Here is a 17821-nt window from a genome sequence, read left to right on the forward strand (position 1 = left end):
ACCCTCCGGGCCCCGCTCCTCGCAGCACATCGCACGCGGCTCGCCTCGTGCCGTCCCCCGGCCGGGCGGAGCCCTGCCTGCCGCTCGTCGGGAGAGCTAGACGGCCAGCCCGCGCTCGTTGAGCCACTTCTCGGGGTCGAGCGGGCGTCCGTCCTCACCGCCGCTGTGGACCTCCCAGTGCAGGTGCGGACCGGTCGAGAAGCCCTCGTTGCCGACCTTGGCGATCTCCTCGCCGGCCCGGACGACCTGCCCCGCCTCGACGGAGTAGAAGCGCATGTGCCCGTAGACGTGCACGTTGCCGTCCGGGTCCTGGATGTAGATGGCGTTGCCGTAGCCGCGCGCGCGGCCGGCACGCAGGACGACGCCGTCGCTGGCGGAGACGATGCGGGTGCCGAGCGGTGCGGCCAGGTCCAGGCCGTAGTGCATCTGACCCCACCGCATGCAGAAGCAGGTGGTCAGCCGGCCCTGCACCGGCAGCGCGGTCTTCGGCTCGCGGGCCGCCCGGGAGGCGGCCAGCTCGCCGAGGCGGGCCGCGGCCTCCGCCTCGGTGATCCCGCGCCGGACACCGGCGTCGTCGAGACCGTCGTTGACGCTGTACTCGGGAGCCATCCCGAGCCCGTAGTCCGAGGCGTCGACCGCCGCGTCGGCCGGGGGGGTGCCCAGCACGGTGGGGGAGGCCGCCACCAGCGCGCCGGCCACCAGGGCGGCGAGCCACAGCGGACCGCGCCGGCCGGGCGGGAGCGGCATGCGCCGACGGCGGGCGGCACGGACCGGGGCGCCGCCGTCCGCCCCGGACGGGACCGCGGGCGTCGCTGCCGCGGACTTCCGGGAACGGGACACGGGGCGCACCCTCTCGGTCACGGCCGGACGGCTGGACCGGCCTCGTGAGCGGACCGTAACGATGCGTCAGCGCGTCGCCGGGTAGGCGACTGCTCGTGTTGTGACTGGTGCGCTACGTGAGGAAGAGTGGGCGAGCTGCCCGGCCGGCCCGGGTCAGGCTGCCGCGGCACCGTCCATGACGGGGGGCGCACCGCGGCGCCCGGCCAGCGTCACGGCCACCTCGTCGACGACGGCCCGGTGGATCGGCAGCGACAGGTGCCCGACGCCGCGCACCAGCACGTTGCGGACGGCGAGGTCCGGGTGCTCGCAGCGGCCGGCGCTCGTCGGCAGCACCATCTGGTCGAGGTCGCTGTAGATCGCGGTGACCGGCGTCCGGCACCCCGGCGCAGGCTCCTCGAGCTCCCGGAGCACGGGGGAACCGGGCCGCAGCTGGCGCACCAGCGGGGTGGGCATCATGTGGGCCCACAGCGAGCCACGGTGCGGCGTCCCCAGGGTGACCAGCGACTCCACGCGGCGGTCACCGCCGCGGCGCTGCACGTAGTAGCGGGCGATCAACCCGCCCAGGCTGTGCCCCACCACGTGGATCCGCTCGTGGCCGGTCCTCTCGCAGACCCGCTCGACGTGCCGGCCGAGGTCGTCGGCCCCCCTCGCGACGTCGGTGAGCAGCGGGCTGTAGTTCCACGAGCACACCGACGCGAACCCGCGGCGGCGGAGGCTGTGCCGCATCACCGCGAACACCGAGCGGTTGTCGATCATCCCGTGCACCAGCAGCACCGGAGTCCGTGCGGCGAGCGGATCGGCGGCGAACAACGCCCGGACCGCGGGCCGCTGGGGGCCCGGACGGAACCGGCCGTCGACGGGCAGCGGCTCGGTCCGCGTGCCCAACGGGTAGAGCAGTGCGTGCGCGCCGGCCCAGGCCAGCTCGGTCAGCCCACCGGTCAGCGTGGCCGCCGTGAAGAGGGCGCGCAGCCCGCCCCGTGGCGGACCGTCCGGCAGGGCCTCGGTGTGCGAGGCTGGAGCCGAGCACGAGCCACTGACTGGGCGCATCGCCGGCGTTCCTCTCCGTCCGTCGGGCCGGTGGAGCGAGGGAAGAGGGTCCCCGCCGCCGGCGGCTGCACCCGGTCGTGCTCCGTTGACGTGACGGTAATGCCCTGTTGTGGCGTGGTTCACACGGACGACACCGGGCCGGTCGCAGATCGACACACGACCGTGACTTTCCGGATGGAGGAGGACGGGTGCCCGCGCGCGACCGAGGCGCCGGACCGGCCGGGCGGCGCACCGCCGGTGCGGGGATCGGCGACGACGGACTCGTCATCGGCACCGTCCCGGCCACCGCCCGGCTGACCGGGGCCCTGCTCGTGCTCGCCGGGCTGGCCGGTGGAGTCGCGCCCGTGCCGACCTACCTGGTCGTCGGCGGCGAGGAGCTCTCCCTGGCCACCGGCGCGACCGGGCTGCTCGCCGCGCTGCTCGTCCCGCTCGCGAGCGCCGCCGTCGGTTTCCTGCTGCTCCGCGCGGCCGTGCCGAAGTTCGGGCTGGCCTACGCCGCCGTCGCCGGCGCGCTGGCGGTCGGCCAGCTGCTCATCGAGTTCTACCGGGGCGACAGCTCCACGATCCGTCCGGGCGTGGAGGTGCTCGCCGGCGAGCTGGTGGTGACCAGCAGCGTGTCCGTCGGCGCCGGCTGGCTGCTGACCGTGGTCGCCCTGTGCCTGCTGGTGCTCGCCGGCGCCGTCGCCGCCGCGTCCTGGTCGCGCACGGTGATGGACGACGACGGCCGCGTCGACCCCCTCCGCCCGCTGCTGACCGGGCTCGCGGTCCTGCTCGGCGTCACCGCCGTGCTGGCGCTGGCGCTGCCGGCCGCCGACGTGCCCGACCAGCTGGTCACCGATCCGGTCACCGGCCTGCAGACCGTGGTCACCCGGGAGGGGCCGCAGGCACTGCTCGAGCGCCCCGGGCTGGCGCTGCTCGGTGGCCTCCTGCTGGCCGGCTCCGTCGTGCTCTGCGCGGTGGTCGCGCCCTCGCTGCGACCGCGCCTGGCGGCGGTCGGCGGCCTGCTGGCGCTGGCCGTGACCGTGCTCGCGGCCGGGGCGGCCGGCCTGCGCGACGCGCTGTCCTCCGCGGAGCTGTCCTGGACCGTGCCCGGCGGTGGCTCGCTGCTGGCGGGGGCCGGGTTCGCCGTCCTGACCGTCGTGGCCTGGCGGGCCCGCCGGACCCCGCCAGGGGAGGGGCCCGGACCGCGGGAGTGACCCGCGCCACCGACGGCTCATAAGCTGGCCGCCGTGGTGGACGAACGCATCCGGGTCGTGATCGCCAAGCCGGGGCTCGACGGGCACGACCGCGGCGCCAAGGTGGTGGCCCGCGCGCTGCGCGACGCGGGCATGGAGGTCGTCTACACCGGTCTGCACCAGACGCCCGAGCAGATCGTCGAGACCGTCGTCCAGGAGGACGCCGACGCGGTCGGGCTGTCCGTGCTCTCCGGGGCGCACATGACCCTGTTCGCCCGGCTGGCGGAGCTCATGCGCGAACGCGGCATCGACGACGTCGTCGTCTTCGGCGGCGGCATCATCCCGGACGCCGACATCCCGGAGCTCGAGCGGCTCGGCGTCGCCCGGATCTTCACCCCGGGCGCCACCACGACGGAGATCGTCGACTGGGTGCGCGAGCACGTCGGGACGCCCGCCGGCACCTGAACGACGGCCCTCCCGCCCCCACCCCCCTCGCACGCTCGGGGAGGGGCCAGGCAGGGGGCCACCGTCGGGGTCCGCCCGGCGCGAGTGCCCGTCCGAGCGGACGCTACGGTGCCTGCTCGTGGATCTCTTCGAGTACCAGGCCCGTGACCTCCTGGCCTCACACGGCGTGCCCGTGCTCCCCGGCGGTGTCGCGGAGACGCCGGAGCAGGCCGAGGCCATCGCCCGTGAGATCGGCGGTCGGGTGGTCGTCAAGGCGCAGGTGAAGACCGGCGGTCGCGGCAAGGCCGGCGGCGTCAAGCTCGCCGACGATCCGGAGAGCACCCGGGCCCGCGCCCAGGACATCCTCGGCTTGGACATCAAGGGCCACATCACCCACCGCGTGCTCGTGGCGCAGGCCAGCGAGATCGCGGAGGAGTACTACTTCTCCTACCTGCTCGACCGGGCGAACCGGACCTTCCTGGCCATGGCCTCGGTCGAGGGCGGCATGGAGATCGAGGAGATCGCGGTCAGCAAGCCCGAGGCGCTGGCCCGCATCCCGGTCGACGCCACCGTCGGCGTCGACACCGCGAGGGCCACCGAGATCGTCGACGCGGCCGGCTTCCCCGCCGAGGTGCGCGACCAGGTGATCGCCATCGCCGTCCAGCTGTGGGACGTCTTCAGCAAGGAGGACGCCACCCTGGTCGAGGTCAACCCGCTGGCCAAGACGCCCGACGGCACGGTGCTCGCCCTGGACGCCAAGGTCACCCTCGACGGCAACGCCGACTTCCGGCACGCCGAGACGCGCGCCGCGCTCGAGGACGCCGCCTCGGCCAACCCGCTGGAGGCAGCGGCCAAGGAGAAGGGCCTCAACTACGTCAAGCTCGACGGCGAGGTCGGCATCATCGGCAACGGCGCCGGGCTGGTCATGAGCACCCTGGACGTCGTCGCCTACGCCGGTGAGGAGTTCGGCGGCGTCCGGCCGGCCAACTTCCTCGACATCGGCGGGGGCGCCTCCGCCCAGGTCATGGCCGACGGGCTGCACATCATCCTGTCCGACCCTGGGGTCAAGAGCGTCTTCGTCAACGTCTTCGGGGGGATCACCGCCTGCGACGCCGTGGCCGACGGCATCGTCAAGGCCCTGGAGATCCTCGGTGACGAGGCGACCAAGCCGCTCGTCGTCCGGCTCGACGGCAACGCCGTGGAGGAGGGCCGGCGGATCCTCGCCGAGGCGAACCACCCGCTGGTGACCGTCGTCGACACGATGGACGGCGCCGCCCGCCGGGCCGCCGAGCTCGCCGCCTGAAGAAGGACCCCGTCCTGCTCACCCCCGCAGGCCCGGGGTGAACCTCCGGACGGGGCCACCGCAGCCCCGCCGCTCTTCTCCCGAACGGACTCACACGAGATGTCGATCTTCCTCACCGAGAACAGCAAAGTCATCGTCCAGGGCATGACCGGCTCCGAGGGCCGCAAGCACACCCAGCGCATGCTCGCCTCGGGCACGGCCGTCGTCGGCGGCGTCAACCCCAGCAAGGCCGGCCAGAGCGTCGACTTCGACGGCGCGACGGTGCCCGTCTTCGGCAGCGTGGCCGAGGCCATGAAGGACACCGGCGCCGACGTCAGCGTCGTGTTCGTCCCGCCGCGGTTCGCCAAGGACGCCGTCCTCGAGGCGGTCGACGCCGAGCTAGGCATGTGCGTGGTCATCACCGAGGGCATCCCGGTGCACGACTCGCTCTACTTCTGGTCGCACGCCCAAGGCGGCTCGACCCGGCTGATCGGCCCCAACTGCCCCGGTCTCATCAGCCCCGGGCGGTCGAACGTCGGCATCATCCCCGCGACGATCGCGCCCAACCCGGGCCGGATCGGCCTGGTCAGCAAGTCGGGCACGCTGACCTACCAGATGATGTACGAGCTGCGGGACATCGGTTTCACCACGTCGGTCGGCATCGGTGGCGACCCGGTCGTCGGGACGTCGCACATCGACTGCCTGCAGGCCTTCCAGGACGACCCGGAGACCGAGGCCATCGTCATGATCGGCGAGATCGGTGGCGACGCCGAGGAGCGGGCCGCGGCCTTCATCAGCGACAACGTGACCAAGCCCGTCGTGGGGTACGTCGCGGGCTTCACCGCGCCCGAGGGCAAGACGATGGGCCACGCCGGCGCGATCGTGTCCGGCTCGTCCGGCACCGCGCAGGCCAAGAAGGAGGCCCTCGAGGCGGCCGGCGTGCGGGTCGGGAAGACCCCGTCGGAGACGGCGCGGCTCATGCGCGAGGTCGTCGGCGGCTGAGGAAGGACCCCCCTCCTCCCCACCCTTCGCAGGCTCGGGGCGGGCCCCGGGAAGGGGGCCGGCGGAGCGGGGGCGGAAGTCGCCGGGTGGGCAGGGCCGCAGAGGAAGGACCCCCTTCCTCCCCACCCTTCGCAGGCTCAGGGCGGGCCCCGGGAAGGGGGCCGGCGGAGCGGGGGCAGAAGCCGCCGGGTGGGCAGGGCCGCTGACGCCGCCGGGCCAGCACCGCCGCTGAGGGGTACGCGGCGTCGAGAGCTGGTCGACGCCGCGTCACCGCCGGCGCGGATTCCGGTCCCGACCGGCGCGTACGACCGGGTTCGGCGCGTCGGCGTTGCGACAGTGGGGCCGTGGTCGCCCTGCTCGGACAGCTCATCCGCCCGGACGGCGACGGCCCGGACCGGTCGCGGGCCACGCTCCCGCTCCTCCTCGCCGCGCTCGCCGCGCTCGCCGTCACCGCGGCCGGGCTGACCGGGCTCGCCGTCGCGGTCGTCGTCGTCCAGACGCTCGACCCGGCCGGGGGCCCGTCGCCCGGTGGGGCCGCCGCCGTCGCCGGGCGGCTGTGGCTGCTCGCCCAGGGCGGGTCGCTCGACCTGCCGTCCGGGCCGCTGGTGCTCGCCCCGCTGCTGCTGACGCTCGGCATCGCCGCGGGTCTGGCGCGGGCCGGCCGATGGGTGGTGCGCGCCGCCGCGGACCCGTCCGCCCGCGTCACCGCCGGTGCAGCCGGCGTCCTGGCCGGCGTGCACGTCGGACTGACCGCGCTGCTCGGTGCGGCCCTCGACGCCGCCGGGGGCGGGGTGGGCGTGCTGCGGGCGGTCCTGGGCGCGGCGGTGCTCGTCGCGTTGTGCGCCGGCTGGGGCGTCGGCCGGGAGACCGGTCTGGTGGACGCCGCGTCCCGCCGGCTCCCCGGCGCGGTGCGGCCGTTGCTGCGGGGGGTGCTGGCCGGCCTGCTCACCGCCCTGGCGCTGTGCACCGCGGTGGTCGGGGTCGCGGTGGCCGCCGACGCGTCCGGCTACGCGGGGACGTCCGGATCGCTGGGCGGGGCGGGGGCCGGCGCGGTCGGGCTGCTCGCGCTCTGCGTCCTGCTGCTGCCCAACGCCGCCGCCGCCGTGCTGGGTCTGGCCGCCGGACCCGGCTTCCTCGTCGGCGAGGCCACGGTGGTGTCGGTGCACGGGGTGACCCTCGGCGGGGTGCCGGCGCTGCCGCTGCTCGCCGGCCTGCCCGACACCCAGGCCGTGCCGCTGGCGGCCATCGCGGCACAGGTGATCCCCGCGGTGGCCGCCCTCGTCGCCGGCAGCACACTCGGCCGGTGGCTCTCCGACGGCGACGGCGGATCCGTCGTCGCCGGCCTGTGGGGTGCCGCGACGGGCGCCGTGCTCGGCGTGGCCGCCGGTGCCGTGGCCTGGGTCGCCGGGGGGTCCCTCGGCGACGGTGCGCTCTCCGTCGTCGGGGCGCCGCCGCTGGCCACCGGCCTCGCCGTCGCCGCCCAGGGTGCCGTCCTGGCCGCACCCGCCGCGGCCATCGCGCGCTGGCGGGCCCGCGGCTGACCGCCCGTCGAGGCGGATCGGGGCTCGTTCCGACGTCCGTCGGGGCACCGATACTGTCCGGGACGTGCCCGCAGCCGAGCCGAGTGCGCGGGCGAGGGTCGTCGTCCTGCTCTCGGGCACCGGGTCGCTGTGCGCCGCGCTCCTCGCCGCGACCGACGACCCCGCCTACCCCGCGGAGGTCGTCGCCGTCGGCGCCGACCGGCCGGCGCCCGGCCTCGAGCACGCCCGCAGCCGCGGCATCCCGACGTTCGTGGAGGCGCTGGGCGACCACCCCGACCGGGCCGCCTGGGACCGGGCGCTGGCCGCCGACCTGGCCGCGCACCGGCCCGACCTGGTCGTGTCCGCCGGCTTTCTCAAGCTGGTCGGACCGGCCGTGCTCGACGCCTTCGGTGGGCGGCTGGTCAACACCCACCCGTCCCTGCTGCCGGCGTTCCCCGGCGCGCACGCCGTCCGCGACGCGCTCGCGGCCGGGGCACGGCTGACCGGCGCGACCGTGCACCTCGTCGACGCCGGCCTGGACACCGGGCCGGTGATCGCCCAGCGGGAGGTGCCGGTCCGGCCCGGGGACGACGAGTCGCGGCTGCACGAGCGCATCAAGACCGTGGAGCGCGAGCTCCTCGTGCAGACGGTGGCCGCGCTGGTCACCGGCGACCCGGTGAGGGAGACCCAGCCATGACCGAGGCCACCCCGACCGACCGCCTGCCGCTGCGCCGGGCGCTGCTCGGCGTCTACGACAAGACCGGCATCGAGGACCTGGCCCGCGGCCTGGCCGCGGCCGGCGTCGAGCTGGTGAGCACGGGCGCGACTGCGCGGCGGATCGCCGACGCGGGCGTCCCCGTCACCCCGGTCGAGGAGGTGACCGGCTTCCCCGAGTGCCTCGACGGGCGGGTCAAGACGCTGCACCCCGCCGTGCACGCGGGCATCCTGGCCGACCGCCGCCGACCCGAGCACGTCGCCCAGCTCGACGAGCTGGGCATCGCGCCGTTCGACCTGGTGGTGGTCAACCTCTACCCGTTCACCGAGACGGTCGCCTCCGGCGCGAGCCCCGACGAGTGCGTCGAGCAGATCGACATCGGCGGGCCCGCCATGGTGCGTGCGGCGGCGAAGAACCACCCGTCGGTGGCGGTCGTGGTCGATCCGGCGCGGTACGCGGACGTGCTCGAGGCCGCCGCGGCCGGCGGGTTCACGCTCACCGAGCGGCAGCGGCTGGCCGCCGCCGCCTTCCGGCACACCGCCACGTACGACATCGCGGTCGCCTCGTGGCTGGGCAACGTGCTCGCCCCCGACGACGACGGCAGCGGCTTCCCCGGCTGGGTCGCCGGCAGCTGGGAGCGGGCGGACGTGCTCCGCTACGGCGAGAACCCGCACCAGCGCGCCGCGCTCTACCGCGGCACGACGCCGGGCCTGGCGCACGCCGAGCAGTTGCACGGCAAGCAGATGTCCTACAACAACTACGTCGACACCGATGCCGCCTGGCGGGCCGCGCACGACCACGGCGACCCGTGCGTGGCGATCATCAAGCACGCGAACCCCTGCGGCATCGCCGTCGCCGCCGACATCGCCTCCGCCCACCGCAAGGCGCACGCCTGCGACCCGGTGTCGGCCTTCGGCGGGGTGATCGCCGCCAACCGCGAGGTCGACCTCAGCACCGCCGAGCAGATCGCCGACGTCTTCACCGAGGTGGTCGTCGCGCCGTCCTTCACCGACGACGCCCTCGCCGTGCTGACGCAGAAGAAGAACATCCGGCTGCTGCGCCTGCCCCACCTGCCCGGCGCCGGCGCGGAGCTGCGCCCGGTGAGCGGCGGGCTGCTGCTGCAGACCGGCGACCGGATCGACGCCCCGGGCGACGATCCGACGACGTGGACGCTGGCCTGCGGGTCGCCGCTGGACGCCGCCGGCCTCGACGACCTCGTCTTCGCCTGGCGCGGCGTGCGGGCGGTGCGCTCGAACGCCATCCTGCTCGCCCACGACAAGGCGACCGTCGGCGTCGGCATGGGGCAGGTCAACCGGGTGGACGCCGCCCGGCTCGCCGTCTCACGGGCCGGTGACCGGGCCGCCGGTGCCGTGGCCGCCTCCGACGCCTTCTTCCCGTTCGCCGACGGACTGCAGGTGCTGCTCGACGCCGGCGTCCGGGCGGTGGTGCAGCCGGGCGGCTCGGTGCGCGACGAGGAGGTGGTCGCCGCGGCGTCGGCGGCCGGGGTGCCGCTGTACCTCACCGGGACGCGGCACTTCGCCCACTGAGGGGAGAGGACCCCATGCCGCCCAACGCTCGCAGGCCCCCGCCGGGTCGCAGCACGGGGCCGCGCCCGCAGGTCGGCCCGCCGGAGCACGGGGCGACCGTCGAGGACGCCGACTTCGCCCGGGTCGACTGGGACTGGGCCGAGCTGGAGGGGACCACGTTCGTCCGCTGCCGCTTCCAGGACGCGCACCTGGCCGAGCTGGTGACCCGCCGGTGCGTCTTCGAGTCGTGCGTGCTCACCGGGGTGCGCATGGCCGGCGCCCGCCACACCGGCACGGCATTCCTGTCCTGCCGGTTCGACCGGGCTCGGCTGTCCAGCAGCGTCTTCGACGGCTGCAAGCTCACCGGCTCGCAGTTCCCCGGTGCCGAGCTGCGGCCGGTCACGGCGACCGGTTGCGACTGGAGCTGGACGTCGCTGCGCGGGGTGGACCTGTCGGGCACCGACCTGTCCGGTCAGCGGTTCGCCGAGGCCGACCTCACGGACGCCGACCTGCGCGAGTGCGACCTGCGGGGCGCCGACCTGACCAACGCCCGGGTGCAGCACACGAAGCTGCGCGGCAGCGACCTGCGCGAGGCGACGACCGACGGCGTCGACTGGCGCCAGGTCGCGCTGACGGGCGTCCGTCTCGACCTGCTGCAGGCGGTGCAGGTCGCCCGCGTCCACGGCGCCCTCGTATCGGACTAGGGCGCAGCCCTGTCGTGCCGAGTGGGCCACCGGAGTGGGGCTGCGCAGGCGGGCCGCAGCGGCCGAACGGGGGTCGGGGACGGCGCCTGGCCGCGGTGCGGTCCGGAGGACCGCGATGTCACGCGGTGCGGTCCGGAGGACCGCGATGTCATCCGTAGCTCCTGCCCGTGAGCAGCGCCTTCAACGCGCCGAGCAGGCCCAGACCGGCGACGGCGAGCGCGAGCCAGAAGCCGGTGCCGAAGCCGCTCAGCGACCACCCGGCACCGCCCAGCGGCACCAGTACCGCGACGGCGACGACGGCGGTCACGAGCAGGGCGAGCGCGCCCAGGAAGCGGTGCGCGCGGGCGGGGACGAACACGAGCAGGCCGAGCAGGAACAGGGCCGCACCGCCGCCGGCCACGGCGAGGGGTTGCCAGAAGCCGCTGTCGACGAGGTCGGCCGGGCTCGCGGTCAGCTCGTCGACGCCGCGCCGCACGAGATCGAGCCCGGTGACGTCGTCGTCGGCCAGCCAGCGCAGCAGCAGGCCGGCCCCGGCGGCGAGGCCGGCCAGCACCAGGAGCAGCCCGGCCAGCGGATCGGCGCGGCGGCGGGCCACCGGCGCGGTCGGGTCCTGCGGCGCGGCCGGCCAGGGCTGCGCCGTCCCGAACGGGAGGGGATCGGTGGTGTGCCGCTCGCTCATCTGCTCCTCCGGCCGGTGGGTGGGGCGGCGGGACACCCGCTGCGACCGAGCCTAGGACCGTGCCGCCGTCCGCGGTCTCCCCTCGGGCAGACTGTCCGGCGTGCCCGCGACGATCCTGGACGGCAAGGCCACGGCGGCCGCGATCCGCGCCGAGCTGACCGAGCGGGTGGCGGCCCTGGCCGCGGCCGGACGGCGCCCGGGCCTGGGCACCCTCCTCGTCGGCGACGACGCGGCCAGCCGCTGGTACGTGTCGGCCAAGCACGAGGACTGCGCCCAAGTCGGCATCGCCAGCATCCAGCGTGAGCTGCCGGCCACGGCGACGCAGGAGGACGTCCTCGCCGTCGTCGCCGAGCTCAACGCCGACCCGGCCTGCACCGGCTACATCGTCCAGCTGCCGCTGCCGCGCCAGGTCGACGAGCCCGCCGTCCTCGAGGCGATGGACCCGGCGAAGGACGCCGACGGCCTGCACCCGGTCAACCTCGGCCGGCTGGTGCTCAACGTGCCGGGGCCGCTGCCCTGCACCCCGCTCGGCATCGTCGAGCTGCTCCGCCGGTACGACGTGCCGATCGCCGGCGCCGAGGTCGTCGTCGTCGGCCGCGGCATCACCGTGGGCCGGCCGCTGGGCCTGCTGCTCACCCGGCGCTCGGAGAACGCGACGGTCACCCTCTGCCACACCGGCACGCGCGACCTGCCCGCGCACCTCCGCGCCGCCGACGTCGTCGTCGCCGCGGCAGGGGTCCCGCGCCTGGTCACCGGCGCCATGGTCAAGCCGGGCGCCGCCGTCCTGGACGTCGGCGTGAGCCGGGTGGAGGGGAGGATCGCCGGTGACGTGGCGCCCGACGTCCGCGACGTCGCCGGGCACGTCGCGCCCAACCCCGGCGGGGTGGGGCCGATGACCCGGGCCATGCTGCTGGCGAACGTGGTCGCCGCGGCCGAGCAGGCCGCCGCGCTGCAGGCGCTGTCGGCCTGAGCGCGCCGTGCCCGTGACCACCCCCGGCCGTCCCTCCCGCAGCGACTCCCGCGAGGAACGACCGCCCCTCTACGCCCGCCGGCCCTTCCTGGCCGGGCTGGTCCGGCAGCTCCCGCTGCTGATCACGCTGTCCGCCGTCGGCGCCGGCCTGCTCGTCGTCGCCGGGGGGCACTGGCGGCGGGGGCTGGTGGTCATCGGGCTGTCGCTGGTGGGGACGGCGGTGGCGCGGCTGGTGCTGCCGGTGCGGCGGGTCGGCTTCCTCGCCGTCCGCAGCCGTCCGTTCGACGTCCTGCTGCTGTCGGGGACCGGGCTGGCGCTGACCGTGATCGCGCTCTCGCTGCCCGGGGGCTGACCCGCTGCGGCGGCCGGTGGCCACCGGCGCTAGGTTCGTCGCCATGGCTGAGCAGGCCCGGCAGGGCAAGGTAACCGTCGTCGGCGCCGGTTTCTACGGCTCCACCACCGCGCTCCGTCTCGCCGAGTACGACATCTTCGAGACGGTCGTGCTCACCGACATCGTGGAGGGCAAGCCCGAGGGGCTCGCCCTGGACATGAACCAGTCCCGGCCCATCGAGGGCTTCGAGACCCAGGTCGTCGGCGTCGGCGGTGGCTCCTACGAGGGCACCGAGGGGTCCGACGTGGTGATCATCACCGCCGGTCTGCCGCGCAAGCCCGGGATGAGCCGGATGGACCTGATCGAGACCAACGCGAAGATCGTCCGGTCGGTGTCGGAGAACATCGCCCGCAGCTCGCCCGACGCGGTGGTGATCGTGGTCTCCAACCCGCTCGACGAGATGACCGCGCTGACCCAGCTGGCCACGCAGTTCCCGAAGAACCGGGTCATGGGCCAGGCCGGGATGCTCGACACCGCCCGCTTCTCCAACAACGTCGCCGAGGAGCTCGGCGTCCCGGTGTCGTCGGTGCGGACCCTCACCCTGGGCTCGCACGGCGACACGATGGTGCCGGTGCCCTCGCGCTGCACGGTGGACGGCAAGCCGCTGTCCGACGTGCTGGCCGCCGACCGCATCGAGCACCTCGTCGACCGCACCCGCAACGGCGGCGCCGAGGTGGTCGCGCTGCTCAAGACGGGGTCGGCGTACTACGCGCCGTCCGCGGCCGCCGCCCGGATGGCGCGCGCGGTGATGGAGGACTCCGGCGCCGTCATGCCGGTGTGCGCCTGGGTCGACGGCGAGTACGGCATCTCCGGGGTGTACCTCGGCGTGGAGGCCGAGATCGGCCGGGAGGGCGTGCGCCGGGTCGTCGAGGGCGATCTGTCCGACGACGAGCTGACCGGGCTGCGCGAGGCGGCCGAAGCCGTGCGCGCCAAGCAGGCCGACGTCGCCGATCTGTGAAGAAGGACCCCGTCCTCCTCACCCCTCGCAGGCTCGGGGCGAGCCTCGGGACGGGGCCACGGAGTTGATAGGAGACCGCGTGAGCAAGATCAAGGTCGAGGGCACCGTCGTCGAACTCGACGGCGACGAGATGACCCGGATCATCTGGCAGTTCATCAAGGACCAGCTGATCCTCCCGTACCTCGACGTCAACCTCGAGTACTACGACCTGGGCATCGAGCACCGCGACGCCACCGACGACCAGGTGACCGTCGATGCCGCCAACGCGATCAAGAAGCACGGCGTGGGCGTCAAGTGCGCCACCATCACGCCCGACGAGGCCCGGGTCGAGGAGTTCGGCCTGAAGAAGATGTGGCGGTCGCCGAACGGGACGATCCGCAACATCCTCGGCGGCGTCATCTTCCGCGAGCCGATCATCATGAAGAACGTGCCGCGGCTGGTGCCGGGCTGGACCAAGCCGATCATCGTCGGCCGCCACGCGTTCGGTGACCAGTACCGGGCGACCGACTTCCGCTTCCCGGGCGCAGGCACCCTGACGGTGACCTTCACGCCGTCCGACGGCTCGCAGCCGATCGAGCACGAGGTCTTCCAGGCGCCCGGATCCGGCGTCGCGCTGGCGATGTACAACCTCGACGAGTCGATCCGCGACTTCGCGCGCGCGTCGATGAACTACGGGCTCGACCGCGGCTACCCGGTCTACCTCTCGACGAAGAACACGATCCTCAAGGCCTACGACGGGCGCTTCAAGGATCTGTTCGCCGAGGTCTACGAGACCGAGTTCAAGGACAAGTTCGAGGCCGCCGGCCTCACCTACGAGCACCGGCTGATCGACGACATGGTCGCCGCGTCGCTGAAGTGGGAGGGCGGCTACGTCTGGGCCGCGAAGAACTACGACGGCGACGTGCAGTCCGACACGGTGGCGCAGGGCTTCGGTTCGCTGGGCCTGATGACCTCCGTGCTGGCCACCCCGGACGGCCGGACGGTCGAGGCCGAGGCCGCGCACGGCACGGTCACCCGGCACTTCCGCGAGCACCAGAAGGGCAACCCGACGTCGACCAACCCGATCGCGTCGATCTTCGCCTGGACCCGCGGGCTGTCGCACCGCGGCAAGCTCGACGGAACCCCCGAGGTGACCCGCTTCGCGGAGACGCTGGAGAAGGTCTGCATCGACACCGTCGAGAGCGGCCGGATGACCAAGGACCTCGCCCTGCTCATCTCCCGCGACCAGTCCTGGCTGAACACCCAGGACTTCCTGGCCGCGATCGACACCAACCTGCAGAAGGCCATGGCCTGACGGTCCGGCTCTGCCCCTCACGCGCGCCCGACTGCAGGGAAGTCGGGCCCGGATCCTCCGTCCGGTGCCCTACTTCCCTGCAGTTGCGCCGCGCAGGACCGACAGGACGAGTCCGACCACGGCGTCGGGGTCCCGCATCCGGGCGGCCGTGATGTACACGACCGTCCAGCCGGCCCTGGTCAGCGCGTCGTGGCGGCGGCGGTCGCGGCTGAGCTGACCTCCGCAGCCTGCCGCGTCCGGCGACGGGCCATGCCGTTGTCCACAGGCCCCCATTGCGGCGAAACAGGGCGCGGCCTGTTCAGAGCCCGATATCCCTGCAACGGGGCCGCTGGACGTGCTGGGGCGTCGCGGTAGGAGCCCGTCCGAGGTTCGGTCAGCCGGCGAACAGCTGGGTCCACCAGGGGCCGCCGGGGCCGTCCGCCACGCCGACGCCCAGCGTCCCCAGCTCGCAGTCGAGGATGGCGGCGCGGTGGTCCGGGCTGTCGAGCCAGACCCGCATCACCGTCGCCGCGTCGTCGGGGCCGACCGCGATGTTCTCGGCCTGCACCCCTGGCACGCCGGCACGCGCGGCCCGGTCGGACGGCGATCGCCCGTCGGGGTCCCGGTGGTCGAAGAAGCCGCGGTCCCGCATGTCGGCGCTGTGCGCGCGGGCGATCCCCGCCAGCCCGGCGTCGGCCACGACCGGTGCGCAGCCCTGCTCGGCCCGCTCGGCGTTGACCAGGGCGAGCACCGCGCGCTCGGCGTCCGCCGGGGCGAGCACCGCATCCTCGCCGCCGGCCGGAGCGGTGGTGGACGGCGCGGCCGGTTCCCCGGCGACGGGCGACGGCGTCGCCGACCGCGCCGGTGCGGCCGTGGAGGACGAGGGCGCCGGCGCCGTGTCCGCGGCCGACGCCGTCCCGGCGCGGGCCGCAGCCGGCGCGTCCACGTCGACCGGCGCCCCGTCCGCCGGCGGTGTCCCCGACGCGGACCGCCCGCCCCCCGACTGCCTGGCATCCGACGGCTCGGTCTCCGACGGCGCGGTCCCGGACGGCGCGGTCCCGGACGGCGCGGTCCCGGACGGCGCGGTCTCCGACGCCGACGTCTCATCCGCGGCGGAGGACGTCCCCTCGGCCGCAGCCGGCGTCCCGTCGGACGGGGCTCCGGGCGTCGCGACCGCGTCCGGTGCCGCGTCGCCGCCGGGCGCTGTCCAGGACGACCACGCCGACCGGTCGCCCGCCGCCGCACCCGACGACGGTCCCTCCACCGGCGCCGTCGGGGCGACCGCGGGTGACGGCGAGAGCAGGCTGGCGAGGGTCTGCCGCGCATCGGTCCCGGACACGACCGGGACGGCGAGCACGGTCACCGTGACCGCCGCGCTGACCAGCAGGAACTGCAGCGCCCGAGAAGCCGCGAACCGGCGGTCCGCCGTCGACCGGCGGCCGGTCGCCGCGGCTCCGCGGCGACCGCCGTGCCGGCCCGCAGGAGCACCGCTGCGGCGGTGGACCACCGCGGAGCGGAGCCGGTGCAGCCAGCGGTCCCGGGCGGCGGCCAGGCGGGTGGACAGCGGGAGACCCGCGGGGCGGTGGTGCACGGAGGACCTCACGGGAGCCGGGCGAACGTTGCGGCCGAGACTACCGGTGCACAAGCGGTCACCGTCAGTGCAGTGTGAGCGACGTCACGGAGCGCCCGGCTGCAGTCCGCACCGCGGCTGCCGAGGGCCGACGGGGGTGATCGAGGCCCGCCGAGTGCCGCTGCCGAGGGCCGGCCGGGGCCGATCGGGTGCGGCGCCCCGCGCCGCCGCACCCGCCGCCGGGGACGGGCCGGGGATCCCGGCGGTCGGTTCGGGGAGACTGTCCGCGACGCCCCGGCCGCCGGTGCCCGGGCAGCGTCGCCGTGGGCCGCCCGGCCCGTCCGCCGTCCATCCGACCCGAGGAGCGCGCCGCCGGTGAGCGACGTCTGGCTCAACATCGTCATGGTCGTCGTCTTCGTCCTGATCGGCGGCGTCTTCGCCGGGGCGGAGATCGCGCTCGTCTCGCTGCGCGAGTCGCAGGTGCGTGCGCTGTCCGACCGGGGGCGGCGGGGCAAGGCGGTCCAGCGCCTGCTCAGCGACCCGAACCGCTTCCTCGCCGCCGTCCAGGTCGGGGTCACCCTCGCCGGCTTCTTCTCCGCGGCCTTCGGTGCCAGCACCTTGTCCGAGCCGCTCGCGGCGTGGTTCGTCGACCTGGGTCTGGGTCCCGGGCTGGCCGACCCGGGCGCGTTCGTCCTGGTCACTATCATGATCAGCTACGTGTCGCTGGTGCTCGGCGAGCTGACGCCCAAGCGGCTGGCCCTGCAGCGCGCCGAGGGCTTCTCCCTGCTGGTGGCCGCCCCGCTGAACGCCATCGCCAAGCTGTCCCGCCCGGTCATCTGGCTGCTGTCGAAGTCGACCGACCTCATGGTCCGGCTGGCGGGCGGCGACCCGAGGGTGAGCGGTGAGGCGATCAGCCAGGAGGAGTTGCGCGACCTGGTCGCCGCGCACGAGTCGCTGTCCAGCGACGAGCGCCGGCTCATCGGGGAGGTCTTCCGCGCCGGGGATCGCGAGGTGCGCGAGGTGATGACCCCGCGCACCGAGGTCGTGTTCCTCGAGTCGTCCATGACCGCCAGCCGCGCGGCCAAGCTGGTCGGCGACTCCAACTGGTCGCGCTACCCGGTCGCCGGGCGCGACCAGGACGACGTCGTCGGGTTCGTCCACGTGCGCGACCTGTTCCTCCCCAACCACCCGGCCGGGCGCGCTGCGACCGTCGGCGATCTCGCCCGGGAGGTGAAGCGGCTGCCCGGAACGGCGGCCGTGCTCACCGTGCTCAGCCAGATGCGCCGGGAGAACCAGCACCTCGCGATCGTCGTCGACGAGTACGGCGGCACCGACGGCATCGTCACCCTCGAGGACCTGATCGAGGAGGTCATCGGCGAGATCTACGACGAGTACGACGTCGCGGTCGCCGAGGAACCGCGGCAGCCGCCCGGCGGCCCGCGCGAGGTCGACGGCCTGCTCAACCTCGACGACTTCTACGAGGCCACCGGGCTGCGGCTGGCCGAGGGCCCCTACGAGACCGTCGCCGGCTACGTGCTCGCCGTGCTCGGCCGGCTGCCGCAGGTCGGCGACTCCGTGCAGGTCGAGGGACGCACCCTGCGGGTGCTGGAGCTGGACGGACGGCGCATCGCCCGCCTCCTCGTCGAGCCCCCGCCCGACTCCCACCCCGGCAGCGAGGCGGCCGAACCGGAGCGGACCGAGGCCTGACCCGCCGCGCGCTGGCGG

Annotated in this window: 17 protein-coding genes; 13 read left to right on the plus strand and 4 right to left on the minus strand. The window is 75.0% G+C overall.

The window, feature by feature from the left end; genetic code table 11:
• Positions 1 to 96 precede the first annotated feature (96 nt).
• The gene (locus OF117_RS03785) at positions 97 to 747 is read right to left on the minus strand and encodes a M23 family metallopeptidase (RefSeq protein WP_263551471.1); all 651 of its coding nucleotides are present in this window, start codon (positions 745 to 747) and stop codon (positions 97 to 99) included.
• A gap of 246 nt (positions 748 to 993) precedes the next feature.
• Positions 994 to 1887: an esterase/lipase family protein gene (locus OF117_RS03790; protein WP_263551472.1), complete on the minus strand. Its 894-nt coding sequence runs from the start codon at positions 1885 to 1887 to the stop codon at positions 994 to 996.
• Between the two features lie 188 nt (positions 1888 to 2075).
• On the opposite strand from OF117_RS03790, the gene OF117_RS03795 reads away from it, so the two are divergent.
• The 8 genes from OF117_RS03795 to OF117_RS03830 all read left to right on the plus strand — a co-directional run bounded on the left by OF117_RS03795 (position 2076) and on the right by OF117_RS03830 (position 10255).
• Positions 2076 to 3083 carry a hypothetical protein gene (locus tag OF117_RS03795; RefSeq protein ID WP_263551473.1) on the plus strand — a complete coding sequence of 336 codons (1008 nt, stop codon included), beginning with the start codon at positions 2076 to 2078 and terminating at the stop codon, positions 3081 to 3083.
• Positions 3084 to 3116: 33 nt separating this feature from the next.
• Complete coding sequence (locus OF117_RS03800) at positions 3117 to 3527, plus strand: cobalamin B12-binding domain-containing protein (protein ID WP_263551474.1); 411 nt, start codon at positions 3117 to 3119, stop codon at positions 3525 to 3527.
• A 118-nt stretch (positions 3528 to 3645) separates the two neighbouring features.
• Positions 3646 to 4809 (plus strand): ADP-forming succinate--CoA ligase subunit beta, encoded by a 1164-nt coding sequence (gene sucC, locus OF117_RS03805; RefSeq protein ID WP_263551475.1) that lies wholly within the window; start codon positions 3646 to 3648, stop codon positions 4807 to 4809.
• 99 nt (positions 4810 to 4908) lie between these two features.
• On the plus strand, positions 4909 to 5790 hold the full coding sequence (gene sucD / locus OF117_RS03810; RefSeq protein ID WP_263551476.1) for a succinate--CoA ligase subunit alpha: 882 nt from the start codon (positions 4909 to 4911) through the stop codon (positions 5788 to 5790).
• A 344-nt stretch (positions 5791 to 6134) separates the two neighbouring features.
• Positions 6135 to 7331: a DUF6350 family protein gene (locus tag OF117_RS03815; protein WP_263551477.1), complete on the plus strand. Its 1197-nt coding sequence runs from the start codon at positions 6135 to 6137 to the stop codon at positions 7329 to 7331.
• A 64-nt stretch (positions 7332 to 7395) separates the two neighbouring features.
• Entirely contained in the window at positions 7396 to 8007 is a 612-nt protein-coding gene (gene purN / locus OF117_RS03820; protein ID WP_263551478.1) for a phosphoribosylglycinamide formyltransferase, read from the plus strand.
• Positions 8004 to 9572, plus strand: coding sequence for a bifunctional phosphoribosylaminoimidazolecarboxamide formyltransferase/IMP cyclohydrolase (gene purH, locus OF117_RS03825; RefSeq protein WP_263551479.1), 1569 nt, complete (start codon positions 8004 to 8006; stop codon positions 9570 to 9572). Before purN ends, purH begins: the two co-directional genes overlap by 4 nt.
• 14 nt (positions 9573 to 9586) lie before the next feature.
• Positions 9587 to 10255: a pentapeptide repeat-containing protein gene (locus OF117_RS03830; RefSeq protein ID WP_263551480.1), complete on the plus strand. Its 669-nt coding sequence runs from the start codon at positions 9587 to 9589 to the stop codon at positions 10253 to 10255.
• Between the two features lie 148 nt (positions 10256 to 10403).
• On the opposite strand, the gene OF117_RS03835 is transcribed toward OF117_RS03830, so the two are convergent.
• Entirely contained in the window at positions 10404 to 10934 is a 531-nt protein-coding gene (locus tag OF117_RS03835) for a hypothetical protein (RefSeq protein ID WP_263551481.1), read from the minus strand.
• A 100-nt stretch (positions 10935 to 11034) separates the two neighbouring features.
• On the opposite strand from OF117_RS03835, the gene OF117_RS03840 reads away from it, so the two are divergent.
• From OF117_RS03840 to OF117_RS03855, 4 genes are all read left to right on the plus strand, one after another.
• On the plus strand, positions 11035 to 11904 hold the full coding sequence (locus OF117_RS03840) for a bifunctional methylenetetrahydrofolate dehydrogenase/methenyltetrahydrofolate cyclohydrolase (protein WP_263551482.1): 870 nt from the start codon (positions 11035 to 11037) through the stop codon (positions 11902 to 11904).
• Between the two features lie 7 nt (positions 11905 to 11911).
• The gene (locus OF117_RS03845) at positions 11912 to 12256 is read left to right on the plus strand and encodes a DUF3017 domain-containing protein (protein WP_263551483.1); all 345 of its coding nucleotides are present in this window, start codon (positions 11912 to 11914) and stop codon (positions 12254 to 12256) included.
• A gap of 43 nt (positions 12257 to 12299) precedes the next feature.
• On the plus strand, positions 12300 to 13253 hold the full coding sequence (mdh, locus tag OF117_RS03850) for a malate dehydrogenase (RefSeq protein ID WP_263551484.1): 954 nt from the start codon (positions 12300 to 12302) through the stop codon (positions 13251 to 13253).
• Positions 13254 to 13332: 79 nt separating this feature from the next.
• The gene (locus OF117_RS03855; protein WP_263551485.1) at positions 13333 to 14547 is read left to right on the plus strand and encodes an NADP-dependent isocitrate dehydrogenase; all 1215 of its coding nucleotides are present in this window, start codon (positions 13333 to 13335) and stop codon (positions 14545 to 14547) included.
• Between the two features lie 373 nt (positions 14548 to 14920).
• Here the strand turns inward: OF117_RS03855 and OF117_RS03860 are convergent, their stop codons facing one another.
• Positions 14921 to 16117: a CAP domain-containing protein gene (locus tag OF117_RS03860; protein ID WP_263551486.1), complete on the minus strand. Its 1197-nt coding sequence runs from the start codon at positions 16115 to 16117 to the stop codon at positions 14921 to 14923.
• Positions 16118 to 16471: 354 nt separating this feature from the next.
• On the opposite strand from OF117_RS03860, the gene OF117_RS03865 reads away from it, so the two are divergent.
• Positions 16472 to 17803, plus strand: a complete 1332-nt coding sequence (locus OF117_RS03865; protein ID WP_263551487.1) for a hemolysin family protein — start codon at positions 16472 to 16474, stop codon at positions 17801 to 17803.
• The last annotated feature ends 18 nt before the right edge of the window (positions 17804 to 17821 follow it).

The sequence above is a fragment of the Geodermatophilus sp. YIM 151500 genome, from assembly GCF_025716945.1.
GTDB lineage: Bacteria > Actinomycetota > Actinomycetes > Mycobacteriales > Geodermatophilaceae > YIM-151500.

Excerpts from the sequence above, each read along its gene's own strand:
- OF117_RS03785 (WP_263551471.1), bottom strand. The coding sequence starts at position 747 with ATGCCGCTCCCGCCCGGCCGGCGCGGTCCGCTGTGGCTCGCCGCCCTG.
- OF117_RS03790 (WP_263551472.1), bottom strand. The coding sequence starts at position 1,887 with ATGCGCCCAGTCAGTGGCTCGTGCTCGGCTCCAGCCTCGCACACCGAG.
- sucD (WP_263551476.1), top strand. The coding sequence starts at position 4,909 with ATGTCGATCTTCCTCACCGAGAACAGCAAAGTCATCGTCCAGGGCATG.
- purH (WP_263551479.1), top strand. The coding sequence starts at position 8,004 with ATGACCGAGGCCACCCCGACCGACCGCCTGCCGCTGCGCCGGGCGCTG.
- OF117_RS03830 (WP_263551480.1), top strand. The coding sequence starts at position 9,587 with ATGCCGCCCAACGCTCGCAGGCCCCCGCCGGGTCGCAGCACGGGGCCG.
- OF117_RS03835 (WP_263551481.1), bottom strand. The coding sequence starts at position 10,934 with ATGAGCGAGCGGCACACCACCGATCCCCTCCCGTTCGGGACGGCGCAG.
- mdh (WP_263551484.1), top strand. The coding sequence starts at position 12,300 with ATGGCTGAGCAGGCCCGGCAGGGCAAGGTAACCGTCGTCGGCGCCGGT.